Below are 21,785 nucleotides of genomic sequence, written 5' to 3'. Positions count from 1 at the left end.
TGTATCCTCCAACTAAATCAGTAGCATGGCATCGCCAAAACTGAAGAATCTATATTCTTCTTTGACAGCGACTGCATATGCATTCAAAATTCTATCCTTTGAAGATAGGGCACTAACCAACATGATTAGTGTCGACTCAGGCAGATGGAAATTTGTTATCAGTCCATCTATTATTTTAAATTCGTAGCCTGGATAAATGAATATTTCTGTCCATCCCTTAGATGGTTGAACCTTTCCATTTTCATCAGTTACACTTTCAAGGGTACGTGTTGATGTTGTTCCAACAGCTATGACACGTCCTCCGTTTGCTTTGGTTTCATTTATAATTTGTGCTGTCTCTTCTGAAACCTCATAATATTCCGAGTGCATTTTATGGTCAAGTATATGATCTTCTTTCACTGGTCTGAAAGTGCCCAGACCAACATGAAGCATGACAGAGCAGATCTTAACGCCTTTTGCCCTTAGTTTTTCCATAAGTTCTTCTGTAAAATGAAGACCCGCTGTTGGAGCCGCCGCTGATCCCCGCTCTTTAGCATACACAGTCTGATAACGCTCCTGGTCATCAAGGCTTTCTGTTATATAAGGTGGAAGAGGCATTTGTCCAATTTGATCAAGCACTTCTTCAAAGACACCTTCATATGTGAATTCAATTATACGTGCACCTTCATCAGCCATGCCCACAATCTTACCTCGCATAAGACCGCTTCCAAAAGTAAACTCAGCATCAAGTTTTGCCTTACGACCAGGCTTGACCAGTGTCTCCCACCGATTGTCTGATAGCCTTTTTAATAGCAAGAATTCTACCCTTGCCCCTGTATCCTTTGTGCCGAAAATTCGTGCAGGAAGAACCCTTGTGTTATTGACGACTAGGCAGTCACCTTCACCTAAATAATCCAGCACATCTTTGAACTTATGATGTTCAATTTCACCTGATGCCCTGTCAATAACCATCAAACGAGAACCTGTTCTGTCCTCAAGCGGTGTTTGTGCAATGAGGTGATCTGGCAAGTCAAAGTAAAAATCTGATTTTTTCATGAATCTTATCCTATTCTAAACGACTTAATATCTTCCTTGTCCTTTTCAAACTTTAGAAAAAACATTTATAAATCTATCACTAGATATAATCGTCTCTTTATTATTATGCTTACTTCAAAATCATTCAATATTGGTGTCTTTATAGTAATGCGTTAGTATTTCTTCATAAGTGAAGCCCTGCTCAGCCATAGCTTTTGCTCCCCACTGACTCATGCCGAGCCCATGTCCATAGCCATGCCCCTTAAAGACAATATTGTCAGAAGAGAAGGACAGCCTTGTTACAGATTGACCATCTGTGACAACAAAGGAGGACCCACTAGCAGACTCTAAGCCTTCAGAAGTTATGTATTCAGATGTGGATAAGTCTTCCCTGCTATAAGCACTGCGACTTACCACTGTCACCATGGGTTTATTGCCAAGCTCAAACCACATACTTTTAAGGGTTGTATAACCAAATAGTTTTCTTGCCTTCTCTTTTATAAAAACGGCTTCACCATTCGTACCAACAAAAACGAGCTTTTGAACTCTGCCATTTTCGCTCACCTCATCAATACGCACATCTGTTAGGGTGCCAATGTTATGACCACTATTTGACAATATACTTTCTATTTCACTTCTTGTGTAGCTTAGTTCCCAATCGGTATTTGGCGCACCTATAGAGTAAGGGTCATATGTCCCAACGATATAGGGCAGGGACCCAGACCAGATGTTTTCAATACTTTCTGTATGACCACCACTTGTTGAATGGTAGTAGGTCTGTACAATTTGCCCGTTGTATTTTAACAGTTTACCTGTGGTTTCGTCAACTGCTTGATTGGAACCTGGTTTTTCTATATCATAGCCACCATAAACTTGACAGTCTGTTGTTGCACATATGTCAAACCCATGGTCATTGTGCTTTCCAAAATTGACCATGGCGTAATTCCTGGCTGCAACCGCTTGTGCTTTCAGAGCTTCAAGGGGCCAATCACCTGACATTTCTTTGGGTAAGACACCATATAGGTAATTGTCCATTGAAATATAATTGATCACTGTCAAAACAGAATCAGGGTACCTTTTAAAACCGATCCCCCCCCTATAACCTTTGCCACCGTATCTTACAACGCCTTGGCTTTTGGGGCGGATAAAAAAATCGTTGTCACCGGACTCATAAACAAAGAGAGGGGCTGATTTTGAAAACACTTCAATGGCTTTAGAGTTAGCGCCTGTCACAGACACGTCCTTCGAATACTTGCCTTTAACGGCATTTAGCTTTGCCTGAGCATCAGATTTTGAGCTGTATGTTCCATAATATATGCGCCATCCATTTTCATAAGCCGGATATGGACCCGCTTCTTTCTTGATGAGGTCATTTAAGACGATTAGCATTGAGCCAATATCAGTATAAGTGCTTCCAATCTGAATATGGTAAGCATCATCTTTACGCGCCTTGATGGTCTCACTCTTTCCAAAGTCATATATTTTTGTAACCGAATCACCATTTTTCAGAGCCAATTCAAAACCTGTCTCTGACGTGATTTCTTCAGTGCCGCTGGTCACAGCTCCGTATTTTAAACCCACTCGAATTAATCCCTCTGGAAGATCATCCGCAAAGGAAACCAGTCCTGTAAATATCAAAATTAAGACAAGCAATAAACTGAATTTTTTCAGATTCATAAGTCCCCTCACTATTCTGTCCAATTTAGCAAATCTGACTGCATGTCAATTTGCATATGCTTATAACCCAGTCGCGTGACCACACGGCCTCTAGGCGTTCGGTTAATGAATCCCAGCTGCAATAAGTATGGCTCATACACGTCTTCAATGGTGTTGCGCTCTTCCCCTGTAGAAGCTGCCAGGGTATCAAGTCCCACAGGACCGCCATCGAACTTTTCAATAATAGTAAGAAGTATTTTTCGGTCAACACCATCAAGTCCAAGTTTGTCGACTTCAAGCATGTCAAGCGCTTTATTGGCAAGGTCTTGTGTCACTTCCCCTGTCCCATAAACCTGTGCGTAGTCTCTTACCCGTTTTAGAAGTCTATTAACAATCCTTGGTGTGCCTCGACTTCGTCTTGCCACTTCAAGGGCTGCCTTGTCATTAATATTCACACCGAGAACGCCAGCAGACCGCTTGACTATGCCAGAAAGTTCTTGTGAATCATAAAGTTCCAATTTGCATATAACACCAAATCGGTCTCTTAAGGGCGAAGTCAACTGACCAGCTCTTGTTGTGGCACCCACCAAAGTAAACTTAGGCAAGTCTATCCTCACCGACTTGGCACTCGGACCTTTCCCTATAATTATATCCAAAACATAGTCTTCCATTGCAGGATAAAGAACTTCTTCCACATGCCTGCTCAATCTATGAATTTCGTCAATAAAAAGCACATCATTTTCCTTTAGGCCATTCAAAATGGCTGCCAAGTCACCAGGCCGCTCAATGGCAGGCCCAGATGTCACCTTCATATTAACACCCATTTCATTGGCAATGATTCCAGAAAGGGTTGTCTTTCCCAGTCCCGGAGGGCCATATAAGAGAACATGATCTAGGGGTTCTTCCCTCATTTTCGCTGCACCGATAAATACAGAGAGTTTTTCCTTTGTTTTAGCCTGGCCGATATAATCATCGAGCTGTTGAGGCCGTAAACTTGTTTCTACTTTATGATCTTCTTCAATGAATGATGGTGTTACAAACCGATCCACTTGAAAATTATCCATATATGCCTCCAACCTAACCTGCCATAATTAATCGCAGCGCTTCTTTAACAATTGCTTCCGTATTTTTATCTGCCGAATCAATTTGAGCCAAAACACTTTCTGCCTCATCACTGGAATAGCCAAGAGCAATCAGGGCTTCAAGAGCTTCTCGAGTGCTGGATGTTACAGCAATAGGCTTTGGCATCCTTATTTCTCCAACAGGGAAAGCATCTGCTTTAAGTTTCTTGTCTATTTTATCTTTCAACTCTAATATGACGCGCTGGGCTGTTTTTTTCCCCACACCTGGCGCTTTAACCAGTTTATTCACATCACCGGATGCAATAACAGCTGCCAGGTCATATACGCCAATGGAAGACAGGACAGCCAAGGCCACCTTGGTACCAATGCCACTTACAGACGTTAGAAGTCTGAACATTGTCAGTTCATGTCTTGAAGAAAAACCACATATGCTCATGTCATCTTCCCTGACAATGAGCTGAGTGTAAACGATAACTTCTCCATCCATGCCGTTTAAATCTGCCATAGTGAACGAAGACGTCATAACCTTATATCCAACGCCATGATTTTCAATGACGATATAGTCTTCTGCAATATATTCTACTGTGCCTTTAATATAGTCATACATTTTCATCACCCCATCTTATGATAACACAAACATACATTCGACAAAACTATTCATGTGGGTTTCATGAAAATTACTTGTCCTCAGGGCTTGTAAATTTATAGTTCCTCAAAGTTTTTCATCTATATAATTACAATATTGCGACACCCTATGTTTTTAGCCACTTCATAAAGTGCCTTCATTTCCTCATCTGTTGGTGACCTTGATTCGAGCATATCCGGTCGCACACCATGTTGCCTGTACTTTATGATTTTATAACGAATGTCTGGGTTGTGCTCCGCTATGAACTTTGCACCACCAACTACGGTTCTCATATTGTCAAGGACATCCGGTATGACAACTGTCCTGATTTCAAAAAGTTTTCCAGCTTGTGCCGCCAGTTCCATGCTTTCTAGAACCATCTTGTTTGTTGCACCCGTTAAGGCCCTATGTTCCTCTTCATGAATTGACTTCAAATCGATCATAAATTGGTCGACATAGGCCATGAGCCTTATAAATTTTTCCTTGGACACATTGCCATTGGTATCAATAAAAACTTCATATCCTTTGTCTTTTAAACCTTTCACAAGATCCAGCAAGAAATCAAACTGTACTGTACATTCTCCACCGGAAATGGTCACGCCAGAAGTGAAGGCTCGCACTTTGTCCAGTTGGTCAATCACCTGGGCAACGTCCATTTCGCGGACATGAGCCTTGTCTTTTTTCTCTTGCGCCAGTGGGGCTTTTAATAGGGGAATTGTCTCGGGGTTATGGCAAAACAAACAATCAAAGTTGCATCCTTGTAGAAATACAACAGATCTATTCCCCGGACCGTCCACAGAACTAAAGGGCAGTATTCTCGTCACAATGCCTTTCATAGGATCGCCTTATCCTTTCAGTTTGATAAGAACCTTGAACGACTGGCCTACAGGATAAAATCCGCTCAAATCACGTATGGAAACTACGGTCATTAAACGGATTTTTTCCGTGCTATGTCTTTCAAAGTCTTCTAAACATTCATACCCAATCGATCTTTAACGAAATGAAAGGTTCGTAAACGAACCTTTCAAACTGTATCATGCTATTTATACATTTTATCTTTTTACGCTTTAACTTCTATGCTTAAAGTTCTGGGTTGTCTCTTACTTTTCTCTCGAGTATATGCTGGTTTTTAACCGAACCCAGACCAAGTGCAACAGTATCTCTCAAGACCTGTTCGCCCTTGTCTAATTTTTCTATTTCAGATCGCTTTACAAGATAGCCTGTGATTCGAATGACATCAGCATCTGAACCATAAGCTGAAAAATATCTCATACCTGATTTAAAAGCGCCCTTTATAATATCCAGAATATACTCTGGATTCTTCTTTGTGGTTTCATCAAAACTAAAAATATCACCAATGCCTGATGGGAAGTACTTGTGGAATCTCCCAGCCTGCATCATGTGCTCATGAATCTCTGGCTCTTGCCCTATTGGAATTCTGCATCCTGGGCTTGTTCCTATGTCAGAATCAATACCCACTTGAGCATGAAGAAGATATTTACCTCCTGATACACTCAGATGTGGATTATCGCCTTCATTCACATACATTTCCATGGTTTTTATAATGTCCTCACCTAGGTCATCTGCCTTTTGGCTGTGTCCGAACTTTTCATCTGATCCACTTACTTCCATCAAATAATTAACGGCTTCTGCCAGCCCAACCATACCAAACATGGCTGTAAACAAGTCCTTATGAATGAGACCTTCTCTAGCAAGAAAACTTGTCTTAAAGAAATCCACGTCTTCCACAATAAACCTGATTCTTTCGTCCATGTACTCAGACATAAGCTTAACAGCATCTTTAAGCTTGTTGTTCATAAAATCATCCACAGAGTCAGCTGTTTTAGCCAGTTTGTCTAATTTGAGTCTGGATAGGGTATATGAGCCACCACCAATGTTTAAGCCATTGTAGCAACTTACAATTGCATAATCCCCTTTAAAGTCAGATCGGAACATTTCGTCAAAAGCAAAGCTAGGTTTAGCAGTCACTAGAGCCGTCTTGACAGCTTCAATAGCAAAAGCATCCGGAGTGTCTGCTGAAAGCTTTAATGTTAAATTTGGAATAGAGTCTTGTAACTCTCTTTCAGCTTTCAAAATCAGACGCCCTGCCAGTGTATCTTTTGGACCAATGTTGGCATGGCAAAAGGAGTCTGTGATTGTTCTATCAATATGCTTTAAAAATCTCTTAATGGCCTTGTAGGCTTTTTCTTCATCCTCAATAAAGGGATCTAACAGTGTGTCTAGATTCCCAATATACACTGGAAATGAAGATATTGATGGGACGTGCTTATAAAGTATAAGCAAGTTGTTGATCGCATCTTCCAAATCTTCTGGAGGATCAAGCGCTAGAAATTGACTGCCTTCTTTCATGAACTTTTCATAGTCAGGCACAATGTAACGCGGTCTATACGGCGCGTTTCCCTCGAAGAGGTCACAGACAATGTCCTGGTCCCTTAGTTTTTGTACACCTTGAGAAATGTCCAGAACATTTAAACTGTCCTCGGCTTCTCTTGCAAGGGACAATACCTTCTGTTCATACGTTAAAGTTTGGTCTTTAATAATTTCAAGTGCTCTTTTCAATTTTTTCACCTTCTGATATCGATTCAATTTAACCGCCGACATCTCGTCAGGGGTTATTTAACACGGCTTGCAATCGATATCCGTGCTGTTACTTTAATTTTAACCCCTTAAACGTTTTCCTGTCAATGAATACGCAATAATTGTAATACTTTATGCCTAATATCAACCATAAATATTCCATCATTTAAACATCATGTATCATTTTGTAAATTGTAAAACAGTCAACATCAGTGCCGTTGCAACAAAAAGAATTCGTCCCCATAGGACAGCTGTATTATCCTTTTTTAGATGTCCCGCAATCATCATATAAATTGAAACGAATAGAACGAGTATAATTATCATGACCATTTTGATCCCTGCTTTCTTAAATACATCGCCTCATCAGCTCTTTGCAAAAGCTGTCTGTAGCTTTCTTGGTTCATGCCATCATATTTGACTTGGCTCATTGTGAATGTATAATAGATTATTTCATCAGATAGATGAATGCAAAAATGTCCGCGATTCTTCCTCAGTATCTCATATAATATATCGCCATAGCCCAAGTCATAGGTTATAATGCAAAATTCATCACCGCCGAATCGATATATCTTATCTTTAGGTCTTAAGAAGACCCTGACCTTTTCAACGAGATCCACCAGTACTTCATCTCCCACGAGGTGTCCATGGGTATCATTAATATGCTTGAATCTATCCAAATCAATATAGATAAGAGAAAATGGCATTTTCTTTTCCAATTTCTCATATATATCATCCTCAAAACTCTGTCTGTTGTTGGCTTTGGTGAGAGAATCTTCAATAAGCATTTTAGATATTTCTTCAGATTTTGACTGAATCATAATGGACTTTTGAAGGGGCACCACAAGCATGCCCATTAGGAGTAAGGCCACTTCATCATAGGCCCTATACCCAAACCAAGTCAGAATGACAAACATTATGTTATAAAATGTATAAACCAAGTATTCGGTGATTTTAAATTCCTTGAAAGTATTTTCCTGCGCACTCAAGCTGATCACAGTATAAGTGAGCACAATATTCATCAAGTTGTGGACCATCGTCGCAAAGACAATAACAATCACCTGGTCTATAGGTTTTAAGTATGCAAAATCAAAAATCCCCAAAATGAAATACACCAGCTTTGCCAGAATCGTAAAACTTGCAAAGTTAAAGAGCCACTTCATATTAAAAACGTTTTTGAACTCTTTTTTTATCACCCCTACCACCCGACTCGTTAGGGTGAAAATAAAGAGTATTATTACCACATCACCAAAATCCAGTGCCACGCATGCAAATATTATGATTGCACTCGATAGTGTCATACTTGTGTTCTTCATCACAAAATGGTAAACCGTTTCAGAAACAAGTGCCAGTCCCATGATAAGCACAAATTTCAAATTGATTTGAACCGTGCCCCATCCAAACACAATCGCATTGATTGCAAGTAGCATCCCTATGATTACAACCATTGCATAATAGCCTATAAAAATCTTCCGCATTGCCTTCCCCCGACTGTCTGTGTATTTCACAGCCATTATACCAAAGATAACTGACCCAAATCCATTAAACTCCAAAGATTGATCATTTTAATGGAATGAAAGGCCATATTATAGCTTTTCTCAGGATTGTCCGCATTAAAAAAGCACTGACACCTCGTCATTGACAAGGGTCAGTGCTTTTAAATTTCACTTATAGCTTTATCACATTTTATAGTTTAAGCTGCGTTCTCTTCGAAACCTTCTACCTTGTGCATTGTGATACCTGTGTATCCGTAGAAGATCGAAACAAGTGGGTTAAGTAGGTTAAGCACACAGTAAGGAACATACGTCCAAGGTGCAAGACCCAGAGTAGCGATCATAAATGCCCCACATGTATTCCAAGGAATCAGTGGAGATGTCAGCGTTGCAGAATCCTCTAGAACACGTGACAAGTTTTTAGGAGCAAGCCCTCTTTCATCATATGCATCTTTAAACATACGACCAGGAATTACGATAGCAAGATACTGGTCACCAGCACCCATGTTCATAAGGATCGCTGTTACGATTGTTGCAACAACAAGTGAACCTGTGCTCTTGGCAATTTTCAGAATGCCGCCAGCAATTGCCTGTAGCATGCCTGTCTTTTCCATAACACCACCAAAGATCATGGCACAAAGGATAAGAGAGATTGTCCACATCATAGAGTCCATACCACCACGGTTTAGAAGATCACCTAGTGCGCCAGCCACGTCTGGTCCAATAAGTTCTGATAGACCAGCACTTGCTTCATCAGAAAGCGAGAAACCATAGTGTAGTGCGCCAACCACGTCACCAAGAGATGCGCCCTGGAAGATCATTCCGAACAGACCACCAAGTAGTGCGCCACTGAAAAGACCAGGAATCGCAGGTGTCTTCATGACAACGATGCCGATAACGATTAGTGGAAGTAGCAGTAGAATTGGTGAAATCGTGAATAGACTTTCGATACCAGCTAACATGCCGTCAATTGTACCTTGGTCAAGATTACCACCAGCATAACGCATACCTAAGATACCAAATACAATGATTGATACCAGGTATGATGGACCAGTTGTGTACACCATGTGACGGATGTGATCAAACAGATCAGCGCCAGCCATTGCAGGTGCAAGATTTGTTGTATCTGACAGCGGTGACATTTTGTCGCCGAAGTAGCCACCAGAGATAATAGCACCACCAACCATTGGAGCTGGGATACCAAGACCCATACCAACGCCCATTAGTGCGATACCAACTGTACCTGCAGTCGTCCAAGAAGAACCAGTTGCAAGTGATACGATAGAACAGATTAGAAGTGTTGCAATCAAGAAGATTGATGGTGAAAGCACCTTCAAGCCGTAGTAGATCATTGCTGGCACAACGCCCGCTTGGATCCAAGTACCGATAACCATACCAATTACCATGAGTATGATGATTGCCCCCATAGCCATTTTAATTGTGTCTACGATACCTTCCTCGATTTCCTTCCATGAGAAATTCAGTACCTGCATTGCATAAACCGCTGCAAACATCGCTGAGATGAACAGTGGAATATGTGGGTCAGCGCCGAAGAACTTCAGTGAAACGATCAGCAGACCAACCAGAAAAATTACCGGAATAAGTGCAATACCAAGTGTTGCTTGTTTCTTTTGCTTCATGTTTATCCCCCTTCTTTAATAAAAGATAACTTATTATAAATATATGCATACAAAAAAATTCAAAATGAATCAAAAATAATTCTAATCGCTTGTGAATTTTCTGAATATAGACTGTAATTTTCACAAATTCATGCATTTTAAATAGCAAATGCTCATTATTTACCTAGAAAACCCTTTTCCCGTATGTTTTCCTATTTAAAAAATGCAAGCAAGCCTTTTTCTTTATTCACAAACAAAAAACATTCAGTTTTTAATCATATTACATTCTATTAACAAGTTTGTTTTTTTATTCACAAACAAAAATGAATATGAATAAAAAAAGTTCGCTTGGTTGTCATATAACCTAGCGAACCTTTATGTGTTTAAAATTCTAATAATTCCATTCTGAAACTTCACTCACCAGCAAAATGTTTTCTATGAATCGCTTCACACTAATTTTGCCACCACTGTCTCTCTTGCCTCTTATGTAATCCATTTCAGCCTTCACGTTTTCAAAATCATATAGGGAGTTGGAATAGCGGGTAAAATTTTCATTCATGTAGTCTTCTATGCCAACACTGGCAATATTTATTAGGCCCTTATTAATCGCCCGGCGGACTCTTTGTTCCATGGCCTTGGGATTCTCGCTTAGCATATCGCAAATGTCCTTTACTTTAAAATCAAAGTTATTCAAGCCATTGTCTAGCATATAGCGACAAATCAGAAGAATGTCTTCCCCACCTTTTTCCCCCATGATGCCTAGTTTGCTAAATGCGACTCTTATGTTTCTAAGCTGTGAATCTTTAACGCGCGGTTTTGACTCTATTCCACCACCGGATACCATACTCTCTATAATTTTAAAGTTTTTCTCAAGGGTGATTTTTTCCTTGACCCGTTTAATAACACTCACAACTTCAATTTTATTAATTGGCTTATTGATGTAGAATTCGATGCCAGCAGTATAGGCTTTGCTGATCATGTTCTTTGTGCTGACCTGTGAAATCATTATAAAATATATGGACTCCGCTTGTGATCTCACTTCAGAAACAACTCTTGTTCCATCCTTAATAGGCATGAGCATATCCACCAGCACAATATCTGGTTTCTTCATAATTATATCCTGTATTGCTGCTTCGCTTTCCGTTGAATGCCCTACCACATCGCCAAGTTCAGCTTCCTCGATGATATTCTCCAAAATCCGAATAACCATTATGTCGTCATCTACTAAATAGAATCTCATATTTGTGCCTCCAAACCGCTTTCTGGTATTTCTATTTCAAAAACAGTGCCTTTTCCAAATTCAGAAGAAACTCGAATTCTTCCTTTAAACTGTTTTTCAACAATATCCCTTACCAGAGTTAGCCCAATCCCCCTGTTGATTGTCCCAGTCTCCTCATCAAACTTAGTCGAAAATCCTGGTTCATATATATGGTCTAAGTCTCGCTTCTTAATACCCGGTCCACTATCAGATATTTGAATTTGATGAAGGGTGTTTACCTTCTCATGTTTAAGGCTTAGTGTCCCTCCACTCTCGGCCATAGCCTCAATGGCGTTCATCACCAAATTTCTAAGCACAGACATAAGCAGGAAGTGATCTGATATATGAACATTGGTCTTGACTTGAAAATCCAGTGATATGGGTAAATTTTTGCTATCAATTTCCCGCCCAATACTCGTTTGTAGTATAGCGTATATGTCTTTCACTGGCATTATATCAAAAATAGGTTCCTTGTCAGAAATCTGATCAATCCCATGTATAACGCGCAGGTAGTTCTTCTTTATTTCATGAACATCCTTAGCAATTTGAAGGGAAAGTTTTCTATTCTCGTTATCATCATCCTCCAGATTTTCATATAAGGTAAAGGCATCACTCATGACAGTTTCAATATTTTCCATATTATTAGACATAAAATAAACTTCACTTTTTAGGTCGGATAACATTGTCACCAGCTGACGATACCTATTTTCATGTTCCTCCCTTTTAAGGAGCATTTGATACCTGTTCAGTATCAGAACTGCAATAATGCCAATTAGAGTCCTGGTTGAAGCCACGACAAACAGTTTGTTGACAACATCAATGTTTTCAGAAACAAAGGGCCCCACACGGGAGACAATTTCTAATGTATTGGCAATAAAATCTGCAAAAAGTATGACCAGAGCCCACCGTGTCAGGGTCTTCTCTGAACTTTTGTAGAACAGGAAATAGTACATTAGGCCATAGACCATATCAAATACGAATATTTGATGGTTTAACTGTAAAGCGGCCTGAAAGCTCCCGTACTCCGGTATGCCTATAATGCCTCGAAATAGTAAACCAACAAATCCCACATACATGGCGCATATGAGCGGATTGATTTTCCGATCAAAATAATAAAAAATAGGTAAGATAATAACAGATATACCAATCCGAAAGCCACCGACGAACATATCCAGATAAATCTGTGTTGTGATTGCATCAACCAAAGCAATCAAAAGCATTTTTTTAGTCTTCTTCATGCCAACCCCATCTCAAAATCCTCTATATTACCCCTACCATTATACGCAATAATGCATAGGGTCACAATGGGCAAACGCTTCCCTGATAAAATAAGACAAAAAAGAAGCCCTTCTCTTTCGAGAAAGACTTTTTGATCTTTATAAAATGAATGTTTTTATTAAACATAAAGTTTTTCTTGTATATATTCTTGTATATAATAGAAAGGTTATTTAAACCTCTCTAAAGACCGGTGCCCCATCCTTAAAGGAATCAATAACCGCAAGGGAGTCCACACGAATGCCTTGGCCTCTTAACACTTGGCCACCCTCTTGGAAACCTTTTTCAATAACAATGCCAACACCCGCCAACTCTGCTCCAGCTTGATGAACAATGTCTCTAAGTCCTAATGCAGCCCGTCCCCGCGCTAAGAAATCATCTAAAACCAAAACCTTGTCAGTTGCACTAATAAACTTCTTTGACACACGAACCTTGTAGTTCTTTGCCTTTGTAAAGGAAAAGACATCCGTCTCATAAGTGCTGTCATCAAGATTTTTTGATGCGACCTTTTTAGCAAAAACCACGGGAACATTAAAGTACTGAGCTGCAATAATAGCAATCGCAATCCCCGATGCTTCGATCGTCAATATTTTCGTGATGTCCTGCCCTTCGAATCTGCGTTTAAACTCTTTGCCTATTTCATTTAAAAGAGATGCATCCAGTTGGTGGTTTAAAAATGTGTCCACTTTTAAAATATCTTCTCCAACAACTTGGCCTTTTTCAAGTATTGCATTCTTAAGTGCTTCCATAAAAACTTCCTTTCTTAACAGATCCAAAACTTACAAGTCGGGTGAGATCACCCGGATTCTAATTAAAAAGTTTCTATGGCTAGGCAAATGCTATTTTGCAAATCGTTCGAGGTCAGAATACGGGAAAAAATACGTCAAAATAGCACAGACGAACTATTCCCGTAGTCCAGCCATTTACGGTAGCCGGGTAGAAACTTTTGGACCATATTTCCAATATTATACGGTAATGAATTATAAAAGCTCAGGATCACCTGAGCCATTTTATATAGGCGCTTGTCTGAAAACAGATTAAAACCTTCTCTATACCATATCTAGGTTTTTAATGGCCTAAACATCTATATATAGTATAGAGACAGTTCTACTTGAATGAACAAGCCGCTCAATTAAGAAAAATTGTACATCATAAACATCCCTTTTGCAAGAGAAATGGTCAATTATAAACGAAGATTCATTTTTTCCCCCATGCCAAACATGCCATTTATGCGAAGTGTTTGACCATCATAACTGGATAGATGTCCTGAAAACCATCCAAATGGTCCTTCATATGTGCCTGCTGCCACACCAAAATTTCTATGAATTCTGTTTTTTGCAACAGGACGAAATAAGATATTGACCATGCCTTTTTCATCGACAATGGTCCATGTGCCTGATGCCTTGTTTCTACAAAATTTCACACTTGGAACTTCATGGATCTTGCCATTCTTCCAAAAGCAATTTTCATTAAAGGCCCCCTTAATGCCCCGAATATCAGAAACCGTAAATCCACAGTAGTCATCTTTGATTATGCCTGAAGCGGTCACCCAGTCCCAACCACTATGGTATGGATAATAGGTCTTTTGATCATCAAGAACCATACTGGTTTCTTCCTTGTCTATTTGAAACAATTGATTGTGTATTTTAAGATACCCCTCAAGAGCCATGAGCTGCTTATGGGTATAGAGGCCTGCTCCTTTTTGGAATGGCAAAACGGAGACTTGCGGTTCATTGATGGGGCTCGCACTGGAAAAATAGGCTGACAACTTTTCTCCAGACAGTTCATCAGTAAATGAAAAACCCACTTCCAGCAAATTTGTTCTTAAAAAATGATTGGCATATATGAGAACATCCTTGTTTCTAAAAAACATGGTATCATTTTCAATAGACTCAGCCACCTTGATTTTCCTAAGTGGATAAACTTCCGAAAAACCCCATGTTCTATTTTTGTCTTTGTCATAAACCATAAGTCTTATGACAGAAAACAGTTTCAAATTCATAGTCCCTATAACGAGGTAAAATCTTTTACCACCTATCATAAAAGCCTGCCATTCTTTCAGGCGATAATCCTTAAGACCCCGTGGCAAATGCCCCAGAACCCCTGCTTTTAAATCCAAAGGAGAAACCTCCCTTAGACTTGTAGAATATTTGCCGTACCTAAAATTTCCATTTTCATCAATCAAGGTCTCTTGTTTGGGTGAAATCATATTATCGCCTCCACATATCCAAGATATTAATACCATAATATGGACTTAGTTACACAATTTTTTCACAAAATACCATACATATTTGGTTTTAGGTTCTTTCTTCAGGCGCTTGAAAAATTACAGATCCACATGCTCGTCATACCATATATAAAATTCTGATTCTTTAATAACTATACTTTGAAAACCGCCCACTTGTGAATTCGGACATAAAAAAAGGCTGTTTTTTATAACAGCCCCTTAAATTCTAGTCTTGTATATGTAATTGTCCATCTGGATTATAGACGGGGTGCTCTGCTTCAAACACTTTAATACTCATATCTTCAATATCTCTATGGTGACCAAGCCTCATTATGGCTTCTTTGCCTCCATAAACTGCAATAGCACCGCAGCTGCAGTATTTCATGCCATCATTTTTTGAAAGACTTTCAATGATTTTGTTGCACACTCTGCACCTTGCACGATTTTTGACGATTTTCAATATCAACTCTCCTTTCAGAGTCACTTACAACCGTCATATACTTACCCGAATATAATTTTCATAACCGTATTTATTCAACTTCATTCGCCTTTAATATTTTTATAACGTCCTCTTTCCCATTCTCGTCGACTAGTTTGTGAATAAGAGCCTCTGATAGATTATACAGGCTAAAGAGTGAGGTTAAGAGTTCTTCAAGCTTTTCTTCACCTTGATTGTCTCTGATTAAATCAGTTAAGTATGCCTTTTGATGATCAAATATTTTTTCTGTTTTTGGATTTTGAAACTCGTAAAACTTATCTTTGATTATAACTTTCAATTATAAACACCCCTATATTATCTTGTCTTTTTACCAAATATGCGAACCAACCACTTGTTCTCTTTTTCATTGGCTCTTTCTTTTTCACTTCTATTTTCCGTTTCCAAAGAGGATTCAAGGCGCAAAACTTTATCCTGCTCTGACTTAAGTAAGACTTGAAAATTCAGTATAAGTTCATCCTTCTTGTTCAGCTGATGGTCTTTGACTTCAAGTTGCTCTTTCAAAAACTTGATTTCCTCATGAAGGTGATCCAAGTAATCTGACTGAGATATATGCTGGTCACTTGGTTCCTTCGTATGCCTTGATTCGTCTACAACTGAATTTTGATTTTGTGCTTGTCTTTTCTTTATAGCTTCATCAGAAAGTTCATCTGTGGTTTCGTCTAAAACATTTTCTGAATCACTGGTTGAAGGTCCACACACGTCTTCAGCAGAAGCCTCTGCGTCACTCAAACATATCTTGTCATCGGCGTCACTTGATGGCATCGAAGAATTTTCCGTTGAAGTTTTTATGACTTTGCTGGATAGTTCCTCTGATTTCTCTTTCATTTTTTGAGTGATGGATGATAGTTGTTGCTTCGCTTCTTCACTTTTCTTGTCTTGAAGTTTTGACACATCGGAATGAATCATTTTCTTTGATACACCCAAAATAGCATCAAAGCCTTTCTTTTTTGCCACAGACAACTCGCCTCCAAACTATAAAGATAGATGCTTGTAAAAATCTTTAAACCCCTTTAATCATACCATTCTACAACCCTCTTGTCAGCGAGATTTTTACAGAAAAAGCCTCTTATTAAAACACATCCTTGCTCCGCAAGCCATTAAAGTCTCTAATCCAATCTAAGCCGCATTATTCTCTTACATATAGAGGGCGGTCAAAACTGGTAGAGACTCACGGGTCAACCTGAGACCTTAAGTTCAGCTATGGTTTAAAAAATCATCCAAACTTTAGCTTAATCATCCGTGAGATGTCGTTTATAATAAGAGGACTTTTAAACTTCATTTAATTGTCGTTCACCTAGGGTATTCATCCAAATTGTCGAAGGCCTGTTCTAGGTCTTCAATGATATCATCCACATTTTCTATGCCTACGGAAAGACGGATCATTCTTTCTGACAGACCAAAATTCTCAAGTTCTTTGTGGTCATAGCCCAGATGGGTCATAGCGGCAGGGAGCTCTATAAGTGTTTCGCAGTCCCCTAGACTTACAGCCAACTTGGCCAGTTTTACAGAGTCTACAAATTTCTTGGCCTGGTTTAAGTCCCCCTTTATTTCAAAAGCTAAAACAGCCCCAAAACCATCCATTTGCTCCTTAGCCAGTTCGTTTCCATTATGACTGTCCAGACCGGGGTAGTATACTTTTTCTACCCTTTCATGCTGATCCAGATACTGGGCCACTCGAACAGCATTCCTTTCATGCTGACGCATTCTAACCGCCAAGGTCTTGAGTCCACGAAGCAGGAGCCAAGCATTGAAAGGGCTTAAAACCCCTCCAAATTCACACATATAATCGAACTTCAAAGTCATTATATAATCAGAATTATTAGAAATGGCGACACCTGCAACCACATCTCCATGTCCACTTATATATTTAGTGGCACTATGAACCACAACATCTGCCCCAAGATCAAGCGGACGCTGTAAATATGGTGTGGCAAAGGTATTGTCTACGACCACCGTGGCGCCAAACTTGTGAGCCATTTCAGAAATCGCCTTAATATCCAGAACTTCAAGAGTGGGATTACATGGGGTTTCAAAATAGATCACCTTGACCCCTTCCACAAGTTTGACTTCGAGCAGGTCAAAATCTGACAAGCTGACCATTTCTGTTTCCACGCCATATGCAGGTAACATTTTTTTTAGCACCGTATGCGAAGACCCATAAAGCGTCTTATGGTAAAGTGCCTTGTCACCAGGTTTTAGAAGGGAAAAGAGCGTGGTGGTTATAGCTGCCATTCCTGATGCAAAAGCCACAGCGCCTTGTCCATTTTCAAGACTGGACATCTTCGTTTCAAAATCTCTCAGGGTTGGATTGTTTCCTCTGGTATACACATAATCGTCACTTTCAAAATTCATAACCTTTCTGACATGTTCTGTATTATCAAAAGTGAATGTAGACGTCATAAAAATCGGCGGATTGAGAGCATGTTTCGCCTTTGACTCTTTGTTTTGAGCATGAATCAATCTTGTTTCAAATCCATAGGTATTTCTTTTAGCCTTCATAGCTTACTCCCTTTGACCATAATGATGCAGGTAAAAGTCCCTCATAAAATCTATATCCTTATCCGACAGTTCCACCACACCACCAAGAAGCTGGGCATATACAGTTGCTTTTGCGGATTTTTCTACAATCAGGGCTGTCTTTAAGGCCTCTTTCAGCGACCGTCCTGCGGCCACACATCCGTGGTTGGCCATTATGCAAGCCGTTCTATTTTCTAGGGCTTTTACAACCTGAGCCCCCAACTCCTTAGAACCAGGAAGAACATAGTCCGTGACACGCACATCCCCACCTGTGATCTGGACAAGATCTTCTGCCGATCCCGGTATGCCTTTTTGTGCAATAGCAAAAGCTGTGGCATATGTGCTATGAGTGTGAACAATAGCACGAATATCTTCTCTAGCCTTATAAATGGCGAGGTGGAGCTGCCATTCAATGGATGGTTTTTTTTCACCACTAACCACATTCCCATCCATATCAATAATGACCACATCAATCGGTTCTATGGTTTCATAATCGACGCCGCTTGGGGTTATGGCAAAAACGTTCTCTTCTGGAATACGTGCACTTATATTGCCCCAGGTTCCCACCACGAGGCTGGACTTTAACATTTCAAGGCCCGTTTCAATCACAAGCCCTCTTATTTGTTCAATATGTATTGACATTATGACTCCTTTCCTAAAGTGCCATGACTGCTGAAGTGCAGTGGCACTTGTCAGTCTGCAGTTGATTTGAAAAAACATTTATAAACAATCTAGTAAGCAGGCTCTTGTTCTCTCCCACTGCATTTTGTATATCATGTACAGATATTTGACTTTCAAAGCCTGTACACCAATTGGTCACAATACCACACGCCGCGTAACACATGCCCAGTTCCTTGGCCAGTACGACTTCTGGGACATTGGTCATACCTACAACTTGCCCCCCTATACTCCTGTAAAATTTGATTTCTGAAGCGGTTTCAAACCGTGGCCCCTGCGTGCAAACATAAACAGCTTGACCAGATAGGCTTAGCCCCATTGACTCAGCCTCTGCCTTCACATGATCTCTCAAATTTTTACAGTAGGGATCGGACATATCTGTGTGTTTGACCCCCCCACTTCCATCATGAAAGGTCAGGTCTCTATCTTTTGTAAAATCAAGAAAATCTTTTAAAACAACAATGTGGCCAGGAGCATAGTTTTCATCGCAGGACCCAACGGCACAAGTGGCCAAAATATGGGTTACACCCATGGTTTTTAAAGCCATCATATTGGCCTTATAATTTATCATATGAGGGGGCAGGTCATGTCTTTTTCCATGCCTTGGAAGAAAGACTATCTCTTTCCCTTCTTTTGAGAGTATTTCTACATCAACTGTCCCATATGGCGTGTCCAGACTTTCTGATCTCAAGGTGCCATCAACACTGTATACGCCAGTGCCTCCTATAATCGCATATTTCATAGTTGGTCCCCTTTTCTAATTTGAGCGACTTGCAAAATATCATTCAAGAACCATCGTCATACCTTATAGATGCGAAAGAATCAAAATGCAATATATGGTATGACGAAGGTATAAATCTGAAATTTTTCAAGCGCCTGAATTTAATTATGCTTAAAGATTGAGCTTCATTATCGCTTCATGGAAGGGTGGATATAAAATGCCTCTTTCTGTTATAATGCCTGTAATATTTTCATGGGGTGTCACATCAAAAGCTGGGTTATAGACGTCCACCTTATCAGGCGCAATTTGAACGCCCCCGATATGGGTCAATTCTTTTGATGATCGCTCTTCAATCTCAATATCTTGTCCCCGCTTTATATCAAAGTCTATGGTTGTTGTCGGAGCAACAATGTAAAAGGGAACATTATATACTTTAGCAAGCACACTTAACATAAATGTACCAATCTTATTGGCCGTGTCTCCATTGGCTGCAATTCGATCAGCCCCAACAAGAATTTTGTCAATTTTTCCATCTCTTATGAGTGTAGCGGCCACACTGTCAGCTATTAACTTCGACTGAATCCCCGCATTCATGAGTTCCCATGCTGTTAACCTGGCCCCTTGAAGTCTCGGACGTGTTTCATCAGCATATACCATAATTTTCTTCCCATCATTATGAGCCCTGACAATAACCCCCAAGGCTGTTCCCATTCCAGCGGTTGCCAAAGCGCCCGTATTACAGTGGGTTAGTATCGTATCTCCTGAATGTATAAGTTCCCCACCGTACTGAGCCATAGTTTGGCAAGTCAAAATATCTTCATTATGTATGGCGCATGCTTCTTCTCTCAAGTTCTCTATTTGCTTGGCAAGATCCACCTCTTGATCAAGCATTATAACAGACTTCATTCGATCAACAGCCCACATTAAATTGACCGCCGTTGGTCGAGCGCTCCTAATAAGGGCACATGCATTGAGCAGTTCAATAAAATACTGGTCTTTCGGCAAATGCTTGAGTTCATTAGCAGCAATTAGGACACCATAAGCTGCCGCTGCACCGATTGCAGGAGCACCACGAACGACCATGTCAGAAATGGCAAAGGCAACTTCTTCTGAAGTTTTGCAGTAAAAATACTCCAAATCCACAGGCAACTTTCTCTGGTCTAAAAGAATCAGGCTGTTATTTTCAAATCGAATGGTTTCAATTTTTTTCATTTTTACCCTCCTGAGCCTGTTTTATAAGGTTTTTAGAACATCTTTCAGCGTTCTTATACACTTCATTTTCCTGCAGGGTTCGGAGCACTCTGTCTTGCATTAATATTTGACCATTACAAATGACTGTTGAAACATCTGAGGCTTGAGCTGAGTAAACCAAGGTGGCAACAGGGTCAAGTCTAGGATATAAATGCGGCTTTTCCATATCAACAAGTATAATATCCGCCTTTTTTCCAACTTCGATTGTTCCAATTTCATCTTCCATACCTAGGGCTCTCGCACCGTTAATCGTGGCCATTTGCAAGGCTGTATACGCTGGTACAGTTGTTGCGATTCCAGTATAGGCCTTGTTTATCAAAGCCGCTAAGTTCATTTCCTCAAACATGTTGAGATTGTTATTTGAAGCCGAACCGTCAGTGCCTAGGGCAACGTTCACACCAGCTTCAAGAAGTTTGGTGACTGGTGCAAATCCATTCCCCAGTTTCAAATTACTGCCAGGGTTATTGATAACAGAAACCTTGTTGTCAGCAAGAATTTGAATATCTTCATCTGACAAGTGCACACAGTGAGCCGCAAAGGTTGGCCTTTTAAATACACCTTGCTTGAACATGTTTTTTATGGGTGAAACACCATATGTCTCGTAAGAATCCTCCACTTCTTGCCTGCTTTCAGACAAGTGTGTATGTATCCTAGTATTATGGACCTTTGATGCCTCTAATATTTTTATCATGAATTCAGGATCACATGAGTAAGGCGCGTGGGGGGCTAAGTTCACAGTGATTCGCCCCTGGGCTTTTTTTGCCCAGTCTTCTTTGAGTTTAATGGCCTCATCCAGCTTTTTGTCACTTTCTTCTCCACTGACAAGCCCACGAGATAAATTGGCTCGAATGCCTGTTTTCTCAACAGCTCTTGCCACATCATCCATGAAAAAATACATGTCTGCAAACATGGTTATGCCTGATCGAATCATTTCTGCAATGGACAACATGGCCCCCCAATAGCAATCTTCTCCATTTAAATTTTCTTCAACAGGTAGGATTTTTTCTGTTAACCAAGGCCAAAAGGGCAAATCATCAGCATAGTTTCTCATGAGGGACATGGATATATGGGTGTGGGCATTGATAAGGCCTGGTAAGGCAATGGTATTGTCCCCTTCAATGATGTAGTCTGGTTCAAATATACCATTCGTTTTTCCTACAAAAATCACCCTGTCATTTTCAATGCCAATGTCCCCTGTGAACACTTGAGGTTTTTTTTCATCCATGCTTATAATTTGCGTGTTTCTTATGAGTGTTTTCAAATGCCTTTCCCCCT

At 40.1% G+C, this 21,785-nt stretch carries 21 protein-coding genes and 1 riboswitch; all 21 genes read right to left on the bottom strand.

All coding sequences use genetic code 11. The annotated features are described in order from the left end of the window. Positions 1-12: 12 nt before the first annotated feature. Positions 13-1,035 carry a tRNA preQ1(34) S-adenosylmethionine ribosyltransferase-isomerase QueA gene (queA, locus tag ACQ4KW_RS09455; protein ID WP_430886283.1) on the bottom strand — a complete coding sequence of 341 codons (1,023 nt, stop codon included), beginning with the start codon at positions 1,033-1,035 and terminating at the stop codon, positions 13-15. A 120-nt stretch (positions 1,036-1,155) separates the two neighbouring features. Beyond that, positions 1,156-2,691, bottom strand: a complete 1,536-nt coding sequence (locus ACQ4KW_RS09450) for a SpoIID/LytB domain-containing protein (RefSeq protein WP_430886282.1) — start codon at positions 2,689-2,691, stop codon at positions 1,156-1,158. An 11-nt stretch (positions 2,692-2,702) separates the two neighbouring features. Then, the gene (gene ruvB / locus ACQ4KW_RS09445) at positions 2,703-3,734 is read right to left on the bottom strand and encodes a Holliday junction branch migration DNA helicase RuvB (RefSeq protein WP_430886281.1); all 1,032 of its coding nucleotides are present in this window, start codon (positions 3,732-3,734) and stop codon (positions 2,703-2,705) included. 13 nt (positions 3,735-3,747) lie between these two features. Then, complete coding sequence (gene ruvA, locus ACQ4KW_RS09440; protein WP_430886280.1) at positions 3,748-4,359, bottom strand: Holliday junction branch migration protein RuvA; 612 nt, start codon at positions 4,357-4,359, stop codon at positions 3,748-3,750. Between the two features lie 119 nt (positions 4,360-4,478). Further along, positions 4,479-5,213, bottom strand: a complete 735-nt coding sequence (locus ACQ4KW_RS09435; RefSeq protein ID WP_430886279.1) for a radical SAM protein — start codon at positions 5,211-5,213, stop codon at positions 4,479-4,481. Between the two features lie 244 nt (positions 5,214-5,457). Beyond that, a complete protein-coding gene (locus tag ACQ4KW_RS09430; protein ID WP_430886278.1) occupies positions 5,458-6,957 on the bottom strand; it encodes a YjjI family glycine radical enzyme in 1,500 nt (499 codons plus the stop codon). 198 nt (positions 6,958-7,155) lie between these two features. Then, positions 7,156-7,299, bottom strand: a complete 144-nt coding sequence (locus ACQ4KW_RS09425; protein WP_430886277.1) for a hypothetical protein — start codon at positions 7,297-7,299, stop codon at positions 7,156-7,158. After that, positions 7,296-8,450 (bottom strand): GGDEF domain-containing protein, encoded by a 1,155-nt coding sequence (locus ACQ4KW_RS09420; RefSeq protein WP_430886276.1) that lies wholly within the window; start codon positions 8,448-8,450, stop codon positions 7,296-7,298. Before ACQ4KW_RS09420 ends, ACQ4KW_RS09425 begins: the two co-directional genes overlap by 4 nt. A 215-nt stretch (positions 8,451-8,665) precedes the next feature. Next, positions 8,666-10,105 (bottom strand): Na+/H+ antiporter NhaC, encoded by a 1,440-nt coding sequence (gene nhaC / locus ACQ4KW_RS09415; RefSeq protein ID WP_430886275.1) that lies wholly within the window; start codon positions 10,103-10,105, stop codon positions 8,666-8,668. A 370-nt stretch (positions 10,106-10,475) separates the two neighbouring features. Continuing rightward, positions 10,476-11,324, bottom strand: a complete 849-nt coding sequence (locus ACQ4KW_RS09410) for a DNA-binding domain-containing protein (RefSeq protein ID WP_430886274.1) — start codon at positions 11,322-11,324, stop codon at positions 10,476-10,478. Then, positions 11,321-12,580: a sensor histidine kinase gene (locus ACQ4KW_RS09405; protein WP_430886273.1), complete on the bottom strand. Its 1,260-nt coding sequence runs from the start codon at positions 12,578-12,580 to the stop codon at positions 11,321-11,323. Before ACQ4KW_RS09405 ends, ACQ4KW_RS09410 begins: the two co-directional genes overlap by 4 nt. Before the next feature lie 210 nt (positions 12,581-12,790). After that, positions 12,791-13,366: a xanthine phosphoribosyltransferase gene (locus ACQ4KW_RS09400; RefSeq protein WP_430886272.1), complete on the bottom strand. Its 576-nt coding sequence runs from the start codon at positions 13,364-13,366 to the stop codon at positions 12,791-12,793. Positions 13,367-13,508: 142 nt separating this feature from the next. After that, positions 13,509-13,610: riboswitch (purine riboswitch) on the bottom strand. A 190-nt stretch (positions 13,611-13,800) separates the two neighbouring features. After that, complete coding sequence (locus tag ACQ4KW_RS09395; protein WP_430886271.1) at positions 13,801-14,826, bottom strand: DUF2804 family protein; 1,026 nt, start codon at positions 14,824-14,826, stop codon at positions 13,801-13,803. Between the two features lie 244 nt (positions 14,827-15,070). Beyond that, positions 15,071-15,304, bottom strand: a complete 234-nt coding sequence (locus tag ACQ4KW_RS09390) for a DUF7695 domain-containing protein (protein ID WP_430886270.1) — start codon at positions 15,302-15,304, stop codon at positions 15,071-15,073. Positions 15,305-15,374: 70 nt separating this feature from the next. Then, the gene (locus ACQ4KW_RS09385; protein WP_430886269.1) at positions 15,375-15,620 is read right to left on the bottom strand and encodes a hypothetical protein; all 246 of its coding nucleotides are present in this window, start codon (positions 15,618-15,620) and stop codon (positions 15,375-15,377) included. Positions 15,621-15,637: 17 nt separating this feature from the next. Continuing rightward, a complete protein-coding gene (locus tag ACQ4KW_RS09380; RefSeq protein ID WP_430886268.1) occupies positions 15,638-16,297 on the bottom strand; it encodes a hypothetical protein in 660 nt (219 codons plus the stop codon). 336 nt (positions 16,298-16,633) lie between these two features. After that, on the bottom strand, positions 16,634-17,842 hold the full coding sequence (locus tag ACQ4KW_RS09375) for a trans-sulfuration enzyme family protein (protein ID WP_430886267.1): 1,209 nt from the start codon (positions 17,840-17,842) through the stop codon (positions 16,634-16,636). 3 nt (positions 17,843-17,845) lie between these two features. Continuing rightward, positions 17,846-18,502, bottom strand: coding sequence for a class II aldolase/adducin family protein (locus ACQ4KW_RS09370; RefSeq protein WP_430886266.1), 657 nt, complete (start codon positions 18,500-18,502; stop codon positions 17,846-17,848). 13 nt (positions 18,503-18,515) lie between these two features. Beyond that, the gene (locus tag ACQ4KW_RS09365) at positions 18,516-19,280 is read right to left on the bottom strand and encodes an S-methyl-5'-thioinosine phosphorylase (protein WP_430886265.1); all 765 of its coding nucleotides are present in this window, start codon (positions 19,278-19,280) and stop codon (positions 18,516-18,518) included. 150 nt (positions 19,281-19,430) lie between these two features. Next, entirely contained in the window at positions 19,431-20,462 is a 1,032-nt protein-coding gene (gene mtnA / locus ACQ4KW_RS09360) for an S-methyl-5-thioribose-1-phosphate isomerase (RefSeq protein ID WP_430886559.1), read from the bottom strand. Beyond that, the gene (locus tag ACQ4KW_RS09355; RefSeq protein WP_430886264.1) at positions 20,458-21,771 is read right to left on the bottom strand and encodes an amidohydrolase; all 1,314 of its coding nucleotides are present in this window, start codon (positions 21,769-21,771) and stop codon (positions 20,458-20,460) included. The genes mtnA and ACQ4KW_RS09355 overlap by 5 nt, the downstream gene beginning before the upstream one ends. Positions 21,772-21,785: the final 14 nt, after the last annotated feature.

The organism is Tianxiuia mixotrophica (assembly GCF_050596425.1).
Classification (GTDB): domain Bacteria; phylum Bacillota; class Clostridia; order Peptostreptococcales; family Acidaminobacteraceae.
The sequence above is the reverse complement of the archived record's forward strand: the minus strand, read 5'-3'. Positions and strand labels throughout refer to the sequence as shown.

Excerpts from the sequence above, each read along its gene's own strand:
- queA (WP_430886283.1), bottom strand. The coding sequence starts at position 1,035 with ATGAAAAAATCAGATTTTTACTTTGACTTGCCAGATCACCTCATTGCA.
- ACQ4KW_RS09450 (WP_430886282.1), bottom strand. The coding sequence starts at position 2,691 with ATGAATCTGAAAAAATTCAGTTTATTGCTTGTCTTAATTTTGATATTT.
- ruvB (WP_430886281.1), bottom strand. The coding sequence starts at position 3,734 with ATGGATAATTTTCAAGTGGATCGGTTTGTAACACCATCATTCATTGAA.
- ruvA (WP_430886280.1), bottom strand. The coding sequence starts at position 4,359 with ATGTATGACTATATTAAAGGCACAGTAGAATATATTGCAGAAGACTAT.
- ACQ4KW_RS09435 (WP_430886279.1), bottom strand. The coding sequence starts at position 5,213 with ATGAAAGGCATTGTGACGAGAATACTGCCCTTTAGTTCTGTGGACGGT.
- ACQ4KW_RS09425 (WP_430886277.1), bottom strand. The coding sequence starts at position 7,299 with ATGATAATTATACTCGTTCTATTCGTTTCAATTTATATGATGATTGCG.
- ACQ4KW_RS09420 (WP_430886276.1), bottom strand. The coding sequence starts at position 8,450 with ATGCGGAAGATTTTTATAGGCTATTATGCAATGGTTGTAATCATAGGG.
- nhaC (WP_430886275.1), bottom strand. The coding sequence starts at position 10,105 with ATGAAGCAAAAGAAACAAGCAACACTTGGTATTGCACTTATTCCGGTA.
- ACQ4KW_RS09410 (WP_430886274.1), bottom strand. The coding sequence starts at position 11,324 with ATGAGATTCTATTTAGTAGATGACGACATAATGGTTATTCGGATTTTG.
- ACQ4KW_RS09405 (WP_430886273.1), bottom strand. The coding sequence starts at position 12,580 with ATGAAGAAGACTAAAAAAATGCTTTTGATTGCTTTGGTTGATGCAATC.
- ACQ4KW_RS09400 (WP_430886272.1), bottom strand. The coding sequence starts at position 13,366 with ATGGAAGCACTTAAGAATGCAATACTTGAAAAAGGCCAAGTTGTTGGA.
- ACQ4KW_RS09395 (WP_430886271.1), bottom strand. The coding sequence starts at position 14,826 with ATGATTTCACCCAAACAAGAGACCTTGATTGATGAAAATGGAAATTTT.
- ACQ4KW_RS09375 (WP_430886267.1), bottom strand. The coding sequence starts at position 17,842 with ATGAAGGCTAAAAGAAATACCTATGGATTTGAAACAAGATTGATTCAT.
- ACQ4KW_RS09370 (WP_430886266.1), bottom strand. The coding sequence starts at position 18,502 with ATGTCAATACATATTGAACAAATAAGAGGGCTTGTGATTGAAACGGGC.
- ACQ4KW_RS09365 (WP_430886265.1), bottom strand. The coding sequence starts at position 19,280 with ATGAAATATGCGATTATAGGAGGCACTGGCGTATACAGTGTTGATGGC.